The organism is Pseudoalteromonas sp. NZS71_1 (genome assembly GCF_015864305.1).
Taxonomy (GTDB): Bacteria; Pseudomonadota; Gammaproteobacteria; order Enterobacterales; family Alteromonadaceae; genus Pseudoalteromonas; species Pseudoalteromonas arctica.
Genome location: NZ_JADYXM010000006.1, coordinates 215,528 through 233,380 on the forward strand (window position 1 = coordinate 215,528; position 17,853 = coordinate 233,380).

The 17,853-nt window shown below is 36.8% G+C and carries 15 protein-coding genes and 1 pseudogene; 3 read left to right on the forward strand and 13 right to left on the reverse strand.

Annotated elements, in window-relative coordinates; genetic code table 11:
• Positions 1-60 precede the first annotated feature (60 nt).
• The 8 genes from I6F43_RS11560 to I6F43_RS11595 form a co-directional block, all read right to left on the reverse strand.
• Complete coding sequence (locus I6F43_RS11560) at positions 61-576, reverse strand: M23 family metallopeptidase (protein WP_169044866.1); 516 nt, start codon at positions 574-576, stop codon at positions 61-63.
• Between the two features lie 89 nt (positions 577-665).
• Positions 666-935, reverse strand: a complete 270-nt coding sequence (locus tag I6F43_RS11565; protein WP_101163013.1) for a YrhK family protein — start codon at positions 933-935, stop codon at positions 666-668.
• A gap of 152 nt (positions 936-1,087) precedes the next feature.
• Positions 1,088-2,428, reverse strand: coding sequence for an SPFH domain-containing protein (locus I6F43_RS11570; RefSeq protein WP_010553499.1), 1,341 nt, complete (start codon positions 2,426-2,428; stop codon positions 1,088-1,090).
• On the reverse strand, positions 2,421-2,759 hold the full coding sequence (locus I6F43_RS11575; protein WP_008137861.1) for a hypothetical protein: 339 nt from the start codon (positions 2,757-2,759) through the stop codon (positions 2,421-2,423). Before I6F43_RS11575 ends, I6F43_RS11570 begins: the two co-directional genes overlap by 8 nt.
• Before the next feature lie 236 nt (positions 2,760-2,995).
• A complete protein-coding gene (locus I6F43_RS11580; protein WP_197102427.1) occupies positions 2,996-4,489 on the reverse strand; it encodes a hypothetical protein in 1,494 nt (497 codons plus the stop codon).
• A 592-nt stretch (positions 4,490-5,081) separates the two neighbouring features.
• Entirely contained in the window at positions 5,082-8,174 is a 3,093-nt protein-coding gene (locus I6F43_RS11585; RefSeq protein ID WP_197102430.1) for a pilus assembly protein, read from the reverse strand.
• 556 nt (positions 8,175-8,730) lie between these two features.
• Positions 8,731-9,141 carry a hypothetical protein gene (locus tag I6F43_RS11590; protein WP_010553497.1) on the reverse strand — a complete coding sequence of 137 codons (411 nt, stop codon included), beginning with the start codon at positions 9,139-9,141 and terminating at the stop codon, positions 8,731-8,733.
• 497 nt (positions 9,142-9,638) lie between these two features.
• Positions 9,639-10,046: a hypothetical protein gene (locus tag I6F43_RS11595; protein WP_024609350.1), complete on the reverse strand. Its 408-nt coding sequence runs from the start codon at positions 10,044-10,046 to the stop codon at positions 9,639-9,641.
• A gap of 379 nt (positions 10,047-10,425) precedes the next feature.
• On the opposite strand from I6F43_RS11595, the gene I6F43_RS11600 reads away from it, so the two are divergent.
• On the forward strand, positions 10,426-10,974 hold the full coding sequence (locus tag I6F43_RS11600; protein WP_197102432.1) for a hypothetical protein: 549 nt from the start codon (positions 10,426-10,428) through the stop codon (positions 10,972-10,974).
• Between the two features lie 105 nt (positions 10,975-11,079).
• Here the strand turns inward: I6F43_RS11600 and I6F43_RS11605 are convergent, their stop codons facing one another.
• The 5 genes and pseudogenes from I6F43_RS11605 to I6F43_RS11620 all read right to left on the reverse strand — a co-directional run bounded on the left by I6F43_RS11605 (position 11,080) and on the right by I6F43_RS11620 (position 14,743).
• Positions 11,080-12,330: a cation:proton antiporter gene (locus I6F43_RS11605; RefSeq protein WP_024590868.1), complete on the reverse strand. Its 1,251-nt coding sequence runs from the start codon at positions 12,328-12,330 to the stop codon at positions 11,080-11,082.
• A gap of 281 nt (positions 12,331-12,611) precedes the next feature.
• Positions 12,612-13,019 carry a hypothetical protein gene (locus I6F43_RS11610; protein ID WP_197102433.1) on the reverse strand — a complete coding sequence of 136 codons (408 nt, stop codon included), beginning with the start codon at positions 13,017-13,019 and terminating at the stop codon, positions 12,612-12,614.
• 188 nt (positions 13,020-13,207) lie between these two features.
• Positions 13,208-13,336: pseudogene (locus I6F43_RS20125) on the reverse strand (alpha/beta fold hydrolase); the annotation flags it as partial.
• 171 nt (positions 13,337-13,507) lie between these two features.
• Positions 13,508-13,687 carry a hypothetical protein gene (locus tag I6F43_RS11615; protein WP_197102435.1) on the reverse strand — a complete coding sequence of 60 codons (180 nt, stop codon included), beginning with the start codon at positions 13,685-13,687 and terminating at the stop codon, positions 13,508-13,510.
• A gap of 15 nt (positions 13,688-13,702) precedes the next feature.
• Positions 13,703-14,743, reverse strand: a complete 1,041-nt coding sequence (locus I6F43_RS11620; protein WP_197102437.1) for a GAF domain-containing protein — start codon at positions 14,741-14,743, stop codon at positions 13,703-13,705.
• A 301-nt stretch (positions 14,744-15,044) separates the two neighbouring features.
• Between I6F43_RS11620 and sbcB the strand changes: the two genes are divergently transcribed.
• Positions 15,045-16,490 (forward strand): exodeoxyribonuclease I, encoded by a 1,446-nt coding sequence (gene sbcB / locus I6F43_RS11625; RefSeq protein ID WP_002963201.1) that lies wholly within the window; start codon positions 15,045-15,047, stop codon positions 16,488-16,490.
• Positions 16,491-16,830: 340 nt separating this feature from the next.
• Positions 16,831-17,814, forward strand: coding sequence for an IS110 family transposase (locus I6F43_RS11630; RefSeq protein WP_024599096.1), 984 nt, complete (start codon positions 16,831-16,833; stop codon positions 17,812-17,814).
• Positions 17,815-17,853: the final 39 nt, after the last annotated feature.

Sequence of the window (17,853 nt, forward strand, 5' to 3'; positions counted from 1 at the left end):
CCTTGCTTTAACAGCTAAAACTATTATTCACACAAAGGTCATTTATAAATAATGAAGTAATTATTTAGCAGTGAGTTTTTTATGTGGGCTCAAAAAAAACATCTTTTTCCACCCTTGGTTTTGCGTTGTAAAAAGCCACGGCATGGGCACTAACGATAAAATAGAATAATGCACATGAGGCTGTTTTCCTGCGGCATTTCCGGTATCGCCCAGTAAGCCAATTTGACTGTTTATGCTTACCACATCACCTGTACTTACCGAGTAGTCATTTAAATGTGCAAAATAATGCACGCGCCATTTAGGCCCAAGCACCGCAACCACTTTACCACCGCGAGTTAACTCACCTGCAAATATAACAACACCGCTTGTTGAGGCAACTACGGGGGTGTTTTTTGTGCCAAAAATATCAATTCCTTTGTGCACACCCGACCTACCCCAAGGCTCGTACCAAAACGTATTATGGTTCCAATCTTTACTTGTGGCACCTTGTACCGGAATCATTATTTTTTCGGGAATTAGTAAGCCTATAATTAATAAAGTAGCTATTCCAATTGCAATCCATTTAAGTGCTTTCACTTTTCAATCCTTGATATTTAAATAACTTATACAGGTAAATTATTAGCCATAATAACTGAACTCATCATGAGTCGTATTTATGGTTTTATTTATGGAGTTTTATTTGAATGAAATACCCGACTAACATGCACTAAGCTGATCAATTTCAAAACAGGTTTTATAAGTAATTGAGCACTGCCCGCTATAAACAGCCATGTGCCACTTTCTATTAGTGAGTCATTTAAAAAGAAAAAACTGCCAATTAAAAACCACACAGCAATCAAAAAATCGTTAAACGCTCCCAGTGCTTCATATCGTCGCTGGATGGTAATATGCTCTTGCCCTAAATCTAAAATAAACTGATTACTGTTCGAATCCATAACTGCTCACTATTTACCTTTTATTACCTAAATACATGTTTAATAAGCCACAAAGCTTACCTAAACAGTACAATAGCAAAATACGCACAATAAAAAACGCTGACCAATGCTTATTGACCAGCGTTTTTATTGTTTATATATTTAGTAATTATTTATTTTTTATCTTTTTCTAAACGTTTCTTAAGGCTTAATGCAGCGTCAGCGGCTAATAAACGCATAAATTCAGAGCCATTACTTTGCTCGCCTTGGCCTGCGCCTATTACAATTTCAGGCACTAAACGGCTATTACCTAAGCTTGTAAATAAAGCAGTTTGAATTTTAACTTCTGCTTTTAGCGTTTCATCAAATACATACTTAGGATCAAGTGCCGCAGACTTAGCCCTTAAACGAGCTTCAGCTAAAACGTCCATACCTAATGCTTCTAAGCGTTGTTGCTTTAAAATCTCTTCTTGCTCTTTTGCAAGCTCCGCTTTTACAGCCACTCGTTGCTGCGCAGAAATAATAGCATTTGCCTTAATTCGTTCAGCATCAATTTGCTCTTTTATTTTTAGCTTTTCAGATTCAGCACGTTGCTTAGCAATTGCTTGTTCACCTAAAGCCACTTCAGTACGTGCTTGTTGCTCAGCTTTTTTAAGGTTTTGACGCGCTAGTGCTTCATCAGCAGCAGCTTGCTTTTGCGCTTCAAGGCGAGCATTTACTTTGCTTTCGTAGTCAATATCAATAATGCTGGCATCAACTACTGTAATACCGTAAGCGCCTAAAATAGGTGCGTTACGCAGTGTATTACCCTCATCATCCATTTTAATATTAATAGTGACGCGCTGCTGTTTACTTAAATTACCTAAGTCGTCAGATTTATCGCGTTCACCCGTACTAATAATTTGTTCAGTAACAAAAATACCGTTGGTTAATTGATCAGCAAAATCTTGACTTAATTGACCATTACCACCAGAGTAATGTTGCTCTACCGACATCATACGCGCCGACGCTTTTACATTTTCAGTGGTTGCACGCATTAATAAATTAGATATTAATGTTTCTTGTGAACCAAACTCTTCGTGTATTTTAAGTAAACCACGTAAAGCACCCGATTCTGCTGCTGGTACATTGCCTGGCAATCTAAAACGAGAGACACCTCGTGCGCCACCTGTTGTAGTGTCTAAAAATCGAATCGGAATTAACGGAACAATTGCGCTTGCTGTTGCACCAGCATCGCCCGTAAAGTTAATCGAAATTACTTTTTTATATGCCGATGTAGTACCAAACGCTTTTAAATAAGGGCCGGCTTGATTTATTACGGTCAAGTTACCTGTAAAAGCCGATTGATGTACTAAACGCTCATCTGCTTCATTCCACGAAACAACTTGCGATGTAAGGGTTGCAATTACGGCTAATACAACAACAATTGATGAAACAACAATTACATTACGACGACCAAATCGACTCATAAATGAGTCACTTTTTACTGCTGGGACTGCTTTTTCGCTATCCATTTTTATTACTCTCCATGTTTAATTTCTTTTTAACAAAGTAAATAATTTCCTGTTCACTCAAATGTGCGCAAAAGCTACCAGAGCGATGTAACTCAACAAATGTTGCAAGGATTTCTTCTTTACCTTTAGCTGTTTTATCTTGGTTTTCTTGTGTTTGATTTTTTTCTGTTAGTTGAGTGATTAAATCATCCACTATCGTGTCTTTATCAAACAGTACGTTGTATTCCTTGGATTTTCTTACCCGACTTTTATGTACATTGCTGTAAATTACATAAAGCGCAACGCATAAAATAATAACAAGTAAACTTAACCCTATAATATAAAAAATCATAAGCTCTACTTAAATTAGTTTAAATACTTAATGAGCAATAACAATTGTAAGTATTACTTAACAAATGTTAACCCAGTAATTTTACAGTAAACCCAAGTGAAAAACAGATTAAAAATAGTGTTCATCAGGTATATAGTTATAACCGCACATAAAAGTAAGCTTTTTCAAACAAAAAAATGCCAGTCAGTTATTAACTGACTGGCATTAAGCTAATATTTATTGAAGTGCTTTTTAAATTATTCGCATTGCACCCAGTCAACACCATTTTCACCGCACTCATGCAGCATTGTTCCATCTTCTCGGCGGGTATCTCTAAACCATTTCCCTTCAATCGTTTTAATAATACGTACGTTGTCTGTGGTTTTATATTTACGCCAAAAGCTAGCATCAATAGATGTTTCGTCATCAAACTTATAAGGCATAGCAGCGAGTACAGTAACTAAATCTTGAGTTTCTAAATCAGCAGCTTTGTCTTTAACATTTACCCAATTAGATAATGTTTGAAAGTCGGCATTTTCCTCTCTAAAGGCAAAGTCAGTTTGGTAAAACGATCCCGACTCAGTATAGCTAATGCTAAAACCTCGCTCGAACGGTGTATCTAAATTAGCACTAACGCATTCATCTGCTGTTGGGAAGTTAACCGATGGGCTTGTATTATCAACGCCATAAAGCACATTGCTTTGCTCAAAACTAACGTTCTCAATGCTAGAGCATCGGTAAGTACGATCGGCGTTAATGGAAACATCGTCTCTAACTGTTAGTTTTCCATTTAACGATTCTTCGCCCCAAGGCGTATCTGTTGAATCCAATCGAGACAAAATAACGTCAATTTTGTCGAGTTCGTCTGTATTTTGAAGCTTTACTTGCTCATAAATAAGTTCAGCGCCTGCAAAAATAACTTTATCGCGGTACCATGCATTTTCAAATCCATACTCTGCATCTTTTGCTGTGTCCTGGTAAATCACTGCTCTTACTTCTTCTGCATCAGGATACTGAGCATCTAGCTCTTGCTTGAATTTATAGGCCGCTTTTAGTCCCTTAACAATTGCTTGTGCTCTGTCGTAAGCGTCGCTGTCGTTAGTAGCGATAAAATCTGAGTAAATTTGCTCTGTCGACAAATTATAATGCGCAACCAAGTTTTGCATAACATTTGTTATTTCGCTTTGAAGGTTTGCAAGTAACTCAGTATTTTCTTTAAGTGCATCACAACTTAAATTATTGTTACCACTTTTTTGTAATTGAAGGCTCAACTGTTCCCAAATAACAGTTGTTAAAGGTGATATATTTCGAATATCTTCATCAGTCAAAGCCTCAATTGAAGGTGGAAATGACATTTGATACGCTTGCGTTACCTCTCCTAAATCCTCGTCAATTGCGCCAACAGGTACATCAACATACATAGTTGAATACGGCACACACAGCGCCTGCTCTTCTGTAAAATTAAAACTATAATTACCCGATTCTTCAGAGACTACAGAAGGTTCTGTTTGCTCATCAAAAGTACCATCGCCATCAATATCTAGCCATACTATTGCACCAGATACATAGCCATCAATAACCTTTCCAGTAAGAGAGATAGTGTTAACTTCTACGGGGTCTACTTTTATAGGGTCAGGCTTAGCTACAACTGGCTCTACAACGACCACTTTATCATCGCCACCGCCGCCACATCCAACAAGGCCTAGCGTAAACGCTAATGAAATAGCTAACTGACTTTTTTTAAAAAACATACAAAGACTTCCTTTTTTGCACTTTAATTATTATTAAAAATCATATTGTTATAAATTATATAAGTTACTTTAATACAAAATAAGTAATACCAATCTGCTTATATATGGGATCTATTTAACGTTAAGAAAGTTACGCTAGAGCTAGGCAAAAATTTTTGTATCTAGTTGTTCTAAATAAAAATTTTTAACGACGTTATAGTGCAATTTAATTCGTTAATTACTCAAAGATTTATGCAGCTTGGTATAAATTTAAACAACAGAAATTTATTGAATTTTTATGGGGGGATGGCAACAAGTTAACATGCCCTGTACCTATATAGTGACACGTCATGTTAAATTTTGCTCTTACATTTGTTAATTAAATATAACTAAGACCAGCTATTGTTGACTAATATGGACTACAGGTACCTAAAATAAAGGGCTTGAGTGATAGGCAGTATTTTGTAAACGAATGTGTATCATACATGGGTTGGTTTAGAGCGCTTCGATAACTATAAAACAATTATATAAGCAAACCATCAGCATTTTTGATTCGCTCTTAAAATTAAAAAGCCACCTAATTAAGGTGGCTTATGTCTATAACATCGTGTTTTTAATGTGCCTGACTATCGTTTTCTTCGCGTTTATAAATATATGTTTGTTGGGTTTTAAAGCCAAAACCAATTGGTTCAGCGCCATTTACTAGCTTAACTTTTCCACCTTCAACATTTAAATTTGGTCCAAGTATTTCAATAGCTTTTATCGGCTTATCAGAACCTTTAACCCCAGGGCCTATTAAATAAAACTGACTAACTTGCGTTACATCCGTTGCATCATCCCAATCGCACTTACCATCCGCATCATTATCTGCACACGACGGGCCTTCCCCAAAAAATAGTTTCGGTGTATCTGGTACATCATTACTTGTTGCAAATTTCACATCGTCATAAACCTTCGTTCCATAATGCAAATGAAAGGCATAAAGCGAACCACCGCCACCCGTTAACGAACATTGGTTTTGTGTTGATGATGAAGATGCAGGCGTAAAGGAAGTAAAGTAAGCAACCCCACCAACGACCGTTGCTGCAGCAAGGGACTTTTCGCCCGTCCCTAATTCATATCGCCATCCTTTAAATTCGGCTAACTTAACTTCAAGGTTAACAAATTTATCAACGTCATCAAGTGCGTTACCAAATGGGTCTTCATTCATTTTCATTAAATCATCTGGCACTATTGGGGCTGGAAATTCAGTAAATATTTTTGTTAGGGTGTTTTCATCACGGATCATATACAGCTGATCTTGCTCATTAGTAGCAAGTGGGTTTGAACGATTTCCGCTGCCTATCACAATTGCGTCGTACGGGGTGTCTAAACGGGTGGTGATCATTTCACCACCATAATTGGTCTTAGTAACTTTACTAAACAGCGTTCTAGCAACTAACGGTTTATAAAAAAAACGTCTGTCTTGTGACGCTAATGTACTGCCAAGCTCCGCAAGCTTAAAATGAGTAATATCACTTTCATCGTCACTAGGAATATCTACACGCCAAATATTACCGCCAGTATCGGTTGCATAAATTCGGTCAATATACCCGTCGTAATCTGAGTCAAGCGTAGTTACATCCGCTGCAATACTGTGCTCTCCGGTAAAACCATGTTCATCTGGAGTGAGCGCCCATACCTTTTCGCCAGTTTTAGCATTAACAATGTAAATACCTAGCCCGGTTTCATCTGTTGTTCTAATCGCATTATCTTTGTTTGTATCGTAGCCTGCGCCAAATATCAGCAATGGATCCTCACCAAACGCTTTAATGTAAGCAATTTGAGGTTTAGACCATGTTTGTGCTAAATATTTAAATTCTTCAGAGCCACCAACAATTGGCTTATTCCATAATTTTTTAGGTTTTTTTGGGTCACTTATATCCAGGCCGTAGTAATTTTTACCGCCTCGGCGCATGCCTGTAAATGCCCAAACTTCATCGCCCTCACTTGCTTTAACAACGCCATCATTTAAACCATCAGTGTTTAAACTTTTATTATTAAAGAACACACTTATAGGGCCATCCATGCCATACACTTTTGTATTTGCAAGATTACTTCGCAAAGCCGGAATGTTTTTTAATAAGGCAGCAGGTGTAAAAGCCCACCTTTCTTCAACAGTATCGCCTTTGTCTTCAAACATATGTAAAAAGCCGGCATTGGTACCAACAAGTATATGAATACTTCCATCGCCGTAATCTATAGATACCGGTTTTGAATGCAAAGGGTCGCCAAAAATATTGATTCGCTGATCTACTGATGAGTCATCTCCATCTTCATTATCAACATCAACCCCTCGTGCCCAGTTAATATCACTCTCCTGTAAAGTTAACCCAATATTAGGAATCAAATCAGGGGCAAGATCGGTAACTGTACTTGTCGCTAAATTTAAAATGGTTTGTACTTTATCAAAAGTAAAATCAATAATACTGCCCGTTTTATCTATGTAGATTTTACGGCTATCAGGGTCTAAAGTTGATAAAAGTAAATTTACGCCACCCTGAGCTACTAAATTCCCATCTGCAGGCTTATTAGTTGGCAGCCAAAAAGTTCGCGCTTTCTCATCAATTAACCCATTTTCATCAAGAGCTATTTTATCAGTTGAATCTACAATATTTGCACCAGACACTTTAAGCTTTTTTAAATTTCCGCTCCAACGTGCGCCTGTTTCAGGGTAAAACATCGCAAAGTAAATTGACTCTCGGCTACGTGTTTGGTCAACATTATTACTTGCTACCGTAGGAGATGAAAAACTATCGTTAACTTCGCGTATTTTCGATATTGTATTATTAAGCGCTTCAGAAAGTTCAGTCGATGTATCTGCATGTAAGTACTCGCCTCCTCCCAATAAAGCGGTTTTTTCTAATAACTTTTTACCATTTGTACTCATGCCACTACCAAAACCGATAGTAAAAACGCGTCCGGTATCAGCAACCTCTGGCGTGGTCTCGTACAAGTCAACTTCAACATCTCTTGTGCCATGTATTATTTGAGCTAAAGCAGCCAAATAGCTATTACTTGTAGTACTAGGATATGAACCAAAAGTAGATTTGTATAAAGCTCTTATATCATCATTTCGGGTAATATCTTGTGTCGGATCACCATCAGTCATTAATATTAAGCTAATTGAGTTATCACAACGCTCATCTGCACCAACAGCCTGTTGAAAAGGAGAAACATAACGAGGTATATCACTACCACTTTGCTCTCTCTCAATCGTAGTATCGCGTTTGTCCGTATTTTGCCCATACCAAACCGTCTGCCCCGTCATATATAGGTAAGCTTCCCATAAGGTCTCAGCAATAGGTGTATTCCCGCTAGCAGGCAGCTTTTTTATTTGATCCAATATTTTATCATGTGAGGAGCCTAGGCCAGCCATAACATAACCACCATCATTGCCATTAAAACGCATTAAACCAAAATCAATCGAGCTGTTATCATTTACTAATTGGGTCATAGCGCTTATACCAGCATCGATTTTTCTAGGTCCACCATTAGGCAACTTAGTCTTCATACTTCCTGAAGTATCAAACACAATAAGTACACGAGGGTTTTCGTCGGTTTTAACATTATGGTTTACGTATAGCTCTATATCTTCGGCAAATACAGAAAGGCTAATACCCACCCCGAATAACAAGGCAGCTATTTTTTTTAGTTTGAATTGCATTTTTAAATCCCTTTATTTGCGCTTTTTATTTTTATTGCGCAAGTTAATAACTACTCTATTCCGTGTTTAATTATTAGTAATGTGGAGGTGGGACTAAAAATTAAAACAAAGGTAATATCTAGCTATTTATCACAAAACAGTGATTAGCATCCACGTGTCGTCAATGCTATAAAATATATATTACTTCGATTTTAAATAAAAACAGATTAAAGTCAAAGACATTAGGTTTTATTATTAATTAAAAACAACAACTTAAATAAAATAATCCCGTTTTACTGCACAGTTGAGTCACGTCAAAAAATAATATTTTTACCTATGTTTCTATATTTATAAATCTATGTTTTAGGTAACAAGTACTTACCAATATAAATTAGTAACGTAAGGCTATAAAAATCACTCTTAAGAGAACTATTATTCAGTAAAACTGTTTTATTAAAAGGAGTGTATTTAATAGGTAACTACGGTTATGCAAACATACAAAAAAGCCCATATTAGGTGCTACCTAATATGGGCTTTTATACTCTCGCTAAATTATAAGCGCTTTATGCAAGCATTCTTATAAAGATAACTCTTTTTTAGCGCGAGTTAAGTTATGCGTTACAAGTGAGTTTTTAGAAATTTGAACCGCTTCATATAAATCAGAAATACCAGCAGTGTCTTTTTGAGCCTTAATACGCGCTACACCACGGTTACTTAATGCAAACGATGTAAGTTCACGTACTTTTAAACGCGGACCATGGCTTTGCTTAAGTAAAGCAATTGCTTGTGTACAAATAGCTTCTGCTTCTTCGTAGTTTTTTGATTCAACAGTTAAAGCACAGCTATTAAATGATTTTTCAAATGCAGGTGCTGCAGTTACAGAGTCTTCAATAACCATTAATTTATAATCACCTTGATTAGCCATTGCAGCAGCTGAGCAAGTTAATAATGAGCCAAGAGCGATGGTTTTTAAAAGTGTAAATTTCATGATTATATTCCTGTTATGGCAATTGTTTAAACTAGTGATCTTTTTTAGCGTCAAGTAAATAGCTTAATAACAAGGCAAAAATTATGAAATATAGTCGTTCTATATAAGTAATTTTTTAACGCCGTTAGTGAGTTATTTAATTCGCTAAAATAATCATGTTTTAATAAAATTGGTATTTGTTAGTCGTACTTGTTGCCGACAACTAAACTTTAGAGTGTTAGCTCAATTACCACAAACGATAAAAACAAACCTAATAAGTGAATAAATCTAACCTATAGACTTTAGTCTAACACCTGTAAAAATACTTAGTAATTACAATTAGTTAAAATCGATGAAAACAACTAAACAATAAATATAAAAATACCGTTTTTTATTTTTTAATAGCACAATACAAAGTTAATAAACACAAAAAAGCCGATGTTGGGGTTTAACCCAATATCGGCTTTTTTACTCTCGCTATTTTATATCATGCTTTAGTAAGCACTTTATAAAAGACCTTATAGAGATAATTCTTCTTTAGCGCGAGATAAGTTGTGCGATACCATTGAGCTGTTAGACAATTTTGATGCTTCGTATAAATCAGCAAGTGCAGCTGTATCGTTATGCGCTTTTAAACGTGCAACACCACGGTTGCTTAATGCGAATGACGTTAGTTGGCGTACTTTAAATTTAGGGCCATCTGCGTCTTTTAAAAGTGCGATTGCTTTAGTACAAATTGCTTCCGCCTCAGCGTAATTTTTTGACTTAACATTCAGTGCGCAGCTATTAAATGATTGCTCAAGTGGCTGTGGCGCTGTTGCAGTTTCAATAACCATTAATTTGTAATCACTTTGATCAGCCATTGCAGCAGCTGAACATGTTAATAGTGAGCTAAGAGCGATAGTTTTGATAAGTGTAAATTTCATGGTTATATTCCTGATTAGTTAAGCCGTGCTTGTTGCCGACAACTGAACTTTAGTGAATTACCACAACCCCGACAAACGATTAAAACAAACCTAATAAGTGAGAAAAATTAACCTATAGACCTTAGTCTAATACGTTTAAACTTTTTCTATATATTTAAATAACTTACGAACCAACAATCGTGCCTAAAATCGCTACTTTACGTTTTAAAATGTATATAATTATTTATGCCTTTTTTTAGTTGGTTTTATTTTAAACACCTTACTTTGGCGTAGCTGAATAACAATCAAACAAATTTATACATTTAATTACATGCAATACTAAGTCATGTATTTATAATTACAGTTCTGGTAACTTTTCATCATTAATGGATTAACTTTTTTGAAACACACACTTCCTCTTTTTGTTTTATTAAGCACGCTTTTATCATTTAGCCAAAATGCTAACGCAAGGCTTTTGCTCGGTAATGACATGCCTAACACCGGTATGTTTATAAAATCAGAATTTAATGGCGATAGCAGCATTACATCTGCGGGTGTAGAAATGATGGTCAAACAAAATTACAGTAACTTTGGTGTTGTTTTTACAAGCGCAATTGGCGCGGCTGTAATCGATAATAAGCAAGGCGATCAAGAAGAATTTATAACGTGGGACAACGGAATGAAGCTTGGTTATTTTAATGACTTTTTTATATACGCCGAGCTTGGCTTAGATCTGTTCGAACTCGCCTTTAAAAACGATAGAGGCGATAACACCTACCAAATAGAAAAATCGAACAACGACATAGACGGCTACGCCGGTATAGGTGCGGGTTATCACTTTAAGCCATTTAAAGTAGAAGTATTTACCCGAGCACGCCAAATAGATGGCGACTACTGGGAAGCACAAGAACATATTTACAGCGGTGTGCAACTCAGCTTTACGTTTTAATTGCCCTTTTGTTTTATAAGAAAAATAAAAAGCGTGTGAAATACAGCTATTTCACACGCTTTTTTAAAAATTACATTTAACAGGTTTGATCTAACCAATTTATATTTAACGGATAGTTTTGGCTACTTTACCAATACTCAAACCCTGAATTAAAATAGAAAACACCACAACCGCATAAGTGAGAGCTAATAAAATATCGCGCTCGTTCCCATCAGGTAGTTGCAATACCAGTGCAACCGAAATACCACCACGCAAGCCACCCCAGGTTAAAACTTTCCATGCGCCAGATGGCAACTCTAATTGCTTATTAAATGTAGTGGTTGTTATACCCACAACAATTAAACGTGCGAGTAACGCTATTAAAATTGTTAAGCCACCAGCAATAAACAAATTACTCGAAAATGCAATCATGACGACTTCAAGCCCTATGAGTACAAATAAAATGGCATTTAAAATTTCGTCAATCAGCTCCCAAAATAAATCAACGTAATGGCGTGTTTTGTCGCTCATAGCCATACTACGACCATGATTGCCCACCATTAGCCCCATCATTACCATTGCAAGTGGGCCCGACAAATGCCAATGGCTTGCAAGTGCATAACCACCAATAACGCCCGCTAAAGTAAGTAGTACTTCTTCTTGGTAACTATCAATACTTTTAAGTAAGTAATATAAAATACCACCTAATACCAAACCAAAAACAATACCGCCACCGGCTTCAACCGCCAGCGTGTGCGCTACATAATAGGTTGTAGGAATATCACCACTTGATAAAACACCCAATAAAAGCACAAAAATAACCACGCCTATACCATCGTTAAACAACGATTCACCCGCAATCACGGTTTCAATACTTTTAGGCGCCCCCGCAGATTGTAAAATTCCCATTACCGCAATCGGATCGGTTGGCGAAATTAATGCGCCAAATAATAAACACCATATAAATGCTAAATCAAAACCAAGCAAAGGAAGTACTAAATAAAGCGCGCCTGCAATAATAACCGTTGATAGCAACGTACCAACACAGGCCAAAATACCTATTGGCAATTTATAGCGCCTTAAATCGCTAACATTTACATGTAGCGCCCCAGCAAAAAGCAGCATAGAGAGCATGCCATCGAGCAAAACTTCAGTAAAATCTAACTGATCGAGCAAGCTCACTTCGTAATCTATAAGATCATCAAACCCTAAAAAGCCTAAAAATATAGCGCCGATAGATAAAAGCATCGAAATAACCATAACGCCAATGGTTGTTGGCAAGCCAATAAAGCGATGGTTTACATAGGTGAGTAACGCGGTAATTGATAAAAATATCGCACTTATTTCAAGTACGCTTAGGCTGGTTCCTGGTGCCATGGTTTAAATCTCAATATTTATTTAATGATGCCTTGCTCAAAATAAGCAAAGCAGAAGGGGTATTATTTTTTATACGGTTATCTCGCATTATATTCGTGTAGCCTAAACAAGCATACCCAAAATATTAATTATAAATACACACCCTACTCTATTAACGTATTTAAGGTATTAACTTACGCATTAAATAAAACAAAAAAGCCCATGTTAGGAATTAACCTAACATGGGCTTTTTTACTCTCGCTATTTTATAACATGCTTTTGGTAAGCACTTTATAAAGTGTTTATAAAGAAAGCTCTTCTTTAGCGCGAGTTAAGTTGTGCGATACCATTGTACTTGTAGACATTTGGTTTGCTTCGTATAAATCAGCAAGGCCAGCAGTGTCGTTGTTCGCTTTTAAACGTGCAACACCACGGTTGCTTAATGCAAACGATGTAAGTTGGCGTACTTTAAATTTAGGGCCATCTGCGTCTTTTAAAAGTGCGATTGCTTTAGTACAAATTGCTTCAGCCTCAGCGTAATTTTTTGACTTAACATTCAGTGCGCAGCTATTAAATGATTGCTCAAGTTGCTGTGGCGCTGTTGCAGTTTCAATAACCATTAATTTGTAATCACTTTGCTCAGCCATTGCAGCAGCTGAACATGTAAGTAGTGAGCTAAGAGCGATAGTTTTGATAAGAGTAAGTTTCATGGTCGTAGTCCTGTTGGTTAAGCCGTGCTTGTTGCCGACAACTGAACTTTAGAGAATTAACACAAAACCGACAAACGATTAAAACAAACCTAATAAGTGAATAAATCTAACCTATAGACTTTAGTCTAATGCCAAATTACTAATTTACGACAATTGATATTTATAAAAACAACCAACGAAACTTAAACTTATTGAGTGCGTTCTAGTAACTTAACTACTTGGGCTACAACCATTTCTGGCTCATCATTTTGCGGGTAGTGATAGCTTTTATTTGTTATTACTATTTCACCTTGAGGAAATGCATTAGCTAGTTTAGAGGTGAACCTAACTGCATTATTAATCCTTCCCAAAGAAGCAAAGTGAGTGAGTTTATACGTTTGTAATTAAGGTAATTATTTTAATGAAATTGCAAGCACAAAAACAAGAAAGAAGCTAAACATACATCAAATATTGAAAAACCCGTTAGGGAACGGGTTTTTATACTATTTCTAGCCAACAAGCATTTTTGCAAATTTATGTTTTTCCAGTCTCTGCTTACTAAACCATTCTTCCACTTTCAATGGTTCACTTGTAATAGCTTGAACTAATCTAAAACCTTGGGACATACACACTGATTGGGTTGATTTTTCAGTCTTAGTATTTTTTTTTATCTCAGTTTTATAATTCATAATTACACCTTACCTTCACTCTGCATCCGATGCATTTTTGGTTAACGTATTGTGGGCTAAAAACACATCTACTGCTGCTAAGTATATGGCAAGATGCTTAGAAATAATAGATAGAAATTGAAAATCCCTTTCTTTTATAAACTGATTTGGGTTAGCGCTTGTTAGGACTAATACACCTAGAGGCTTCATTATATTATTTATTTTTCCATCGTCATCACAACGAAGTATAGGTATTGACATAAAGCTTCTGTAATTAGCGCTATCTCCTTGACTATAACTTGAGTTGAGCTCACTACTTGTTTGAATGTCAGGACAAAGCTTTGTTTCTTTATGAAGAAAGGCTAGGCCTATATGCCCATGACCAGGCTTCCAACTTCTATTACGTTGTGGTAAACGGCTGTCACAATCTCTCCAAACAACACTAAGCTCATCTGCAACCTCATCATAAAAATACAAAGCAATATTATATTTACTTTCTGACTCAAAGCTGAACAACGCTTCCCTCTCAACAACTAATGGCTGAAGTATAGGAGCTAAAGATGCGGTTATCTCTTTCCAAAAATTATTTTCAATAATACCTTCATCACTTTCTTCTATCTTTTTTAAATCGCCTATAGCCATATCAGCCGCATAAGCAGATAGATAAAGTGTCGATATCTGATTGCTGTATATGTCGGCCATCTTCCTTAAGCCTATTTTATTTTGAGCTAACTCAGTCCTTAGTTCTCCCACTTCTTCATCTTTATGCCTTTTCATTTCTAAAATTCCAGCATACAACGACTCTTTCTTACTGTAGTTATGATTAACGTAAGTGAATAATAAATGGATTAGTACAAAAAAAATAATTGATATTAAGATGAATGTAAAAACTAAGTCATTTAGCGGGACATCTCTATCAGTAGTAATAAGGGTTGCTGAGAAACCAATTATTATTGGTGCAATTAGAGTAAACCAGATTTGAGCAAAAGTGACTGACCGCTCGACTATTTTTTCTGTTATGTCGTTATTCTTCTTTGCTGCATTTGCAAGATTTTTAAGCTTGTCATCTTGTTCCAATATTTTAGTCCTTTATATATTATTCAATGAACTCATTATGCACACTTATATTGCCTATTTACAAGCAACTAAAATATCGTATATGTATGAGTAGTTATAAAAATTTACAGCTAAAATAAAGATTAGCTTTATCCAATTAAAAATAGCAATATCTAATATTAGCTCCCTATATACTAAAACATCATTTCTCACCCAAACCTATAAACTCCCTCGCCCATATGCCATAATCTAAATAATTCATTATTTTAGTAACTTGGCGCGCATTTAGGCGTTTTTAAGTTAACTACTCAGGGTTATCAGCATGGCATATCAAGAGCAAAATCAAGCAACAATCTACTGGCACGACTACGAGACTTGGGGAGCAAGCCCTCAAAAGGATAAACCGAGCCAGTTTGCGGGTATTCGTACCGATCTTGATTTAAATATTATTGGCGAGCCGCTTATTGAATATTGTAAGCCGCAAGCGGATTACTTGCCCCACCCTGAGGCGTGTTTAATTACGGGTATTACGCCACAAGTGGCGATGAAAAAAGGCTTAGTTGAAGCTGAGTTTATAGCAAAAATTCATGCCGAATTTAGCGTGCCAAACACCTGTGTTGCCGGTTATAACAGTATTCGGTTTGATGACGAAGTAAGTCGTTATAGCTTTTACCGTAACTTTTACGACCCATACGAGCGTGAATACAAAAATAACAATAGCCGATGGGATATTATTGATTTAGTACGTGCTTGTTATGCGCTGCGCCCTGAAGGGATTGAATGGCCGTTAAAAGAAGACGGCAGCCCAAGCTTTAAGTTAGAGCATTTAACCGTAGCCAATGGTATTGAACACGCCGCAGCGCACGATGCGCTAAGCGATGTAACCGCCACTATTGCACTGGCTAAGCTAATAAAAGAAAAGCAGCCAAAGCTGTATAACTTCTTTTTTGGGCTGCGTAATAAAAAAGCCCTTGCTGAATTGGTTGATGTATTTAACATGACGCCGCTGGTGCATACCACGTCGCGCATACCTGCAACACAAGGCTGTACAAGCTGGGTTGCACCAATGAGCTTTCATCCGGTAAATAAAAACGCAGTTATTTGTTTTGATTTAACCCAAAACCCGCAAGTACTCATTGATTTAAACGTAGAAGAGTTACGCAAACGCTTATACACCAAACGTGTAGATTTAGCCGAAGACGATTTACCTGTTGGCTTAAAACTAGTGCATTTAAACAAGTGCCCTATTTTAGCCCCAGCTAAAACGTTATTGCCTGAAAATGCCGCCCGCCTTGGGATTGATCGCGAGCAGTGCTTAGCTAACTTAGCTATTTTAAAAGCCAATACCGACCTTCGCGATAAAGTAACCGAAGTGTTTAACGAGCAAGGCGATTACAGCGCAACCACTAACGTTGACTACTTACTTTACGATGGGTTTACAAGCCATGCTGATAAAGCTAAATTTGCGATTATTCGTGATGCAAAACCAGATGAATTGGCTGGGTTGAAGTTAGACTTTGAAGATAAAAAGTTTAATACCTTGTTGTTTAGATACCGCGCCCGTAACTGGCCTGAAACGCTAAACCAGCAAGAGCTTGACCAATGGCGCCAGTATTGCCAAAACAAGTTAATGCACGGGGAAGATCAACCATCGATTAACGCGCAAGATTTTATGATCACCCTTGAGAACCTAGCGCATGAGCATGACGACAGCGAAAAAAATCTTACAATTTTAAAGGCGCTATATAACTACGCTCAAAGCATGTAATTTGGTTTAGACGTACTTATACAACGCATATAAAAGCGCGACGCTATAGTAATTTAAGCGCCGCGTTTTTTGTTTGAATTTTTATGGGCTTCGCCCATCACGCAAGCAAGCTTAGCGTCTTGTATCTCTCGTTGATAAATGATTAGCTATCATTTATCACATCGAAGTCAGTGAGCTTGCCTCTGCGTCTAGTATTTAATACTGCTCGGTAGATAAAGCCCTGACTTTCTATTCTCAGAAACTGAATGGTATCCAAGCACACTTTTANTCAGAAACTGAATGGTATCCAAGCACACTTTTATTTAAGTAGATGCTGTATGTACAAGGGGAGTAAGTAGAGATGATGTTTATCGGCATTGATATTAGTAAAGAGAAGATTGATTTATCGTGGTTGAGAGACCAGCTTACAAACAAAATTAAAACAAAAGTCTTTAAAAACAAGCATCAAGACTTTTTAGCAATAGAAAAATGGCTTTTAAATACAACTAAAAGCGCTGCTAATGAGCTCGTTATCACCCTCGAACCAACGGGTGTTTATCATGAAGCACTGATGTATTTTTTACACGAGCAAGGCTTTAATATTATTTTAGCGAATCCCGGTAAAGCTAAAAAGTATGCAGACGCTTTAAACATAATTCATAAAACAGACAAATCTGATGCAACGATGCTTGCTCATTACGGCTGTGCTAAGCACGCAGTCGTTAGTTATTGGCAACCTGATGCATTAGAAGTTAGAGAGCTTAAAGCCCTTATCCGTCGTTTAGATGCGCTTGAGAGTAACCGACAACGAGAAGCTAACCGATTAGAAGCAAGTGAATTCAGCAACGTTTCAGCACGTGTTTGCCAATCGATAAAAGTGACTATCGCGTTTTTAGACGATGAAATTAAACAGCTTAAATCTGACATTGATAACCACATAGATAATGAACCTGATTTAAAAAGAAACAGGAAACTACTTGAGTCTATCCCTGGCATAGGGCCCGTATTATCGAGAGAGCTGACGTATTTGTTTGCGGCTAAAAAATTTAATAAAGCCAAAGAAGCGGCAGCTTATTGTGGATTAATCCCACGGCATAATGAATCGGGTAAATTAAAAGGGCGAACATCAATCAGTAAACTTGGGCCAGCCAGAATTCGATGCAAACTTTATATGGCGGCCATTGTTGCAGGGCAATGGAATAAAACAATAAAACGACACAAGTTAACATTAATAAATAATGGTAAAACACCGATGCAAGCTGTGTGTGCAAATATGCGAAAGCTCATTCATATATGTTTTGGCGTAATAAAAAACCAAGAAGCGTTTAAGCTCCAAGAAAGTTAAATACGGCCTTGAAGCTTAAAATGAGAGATGGTATCTACA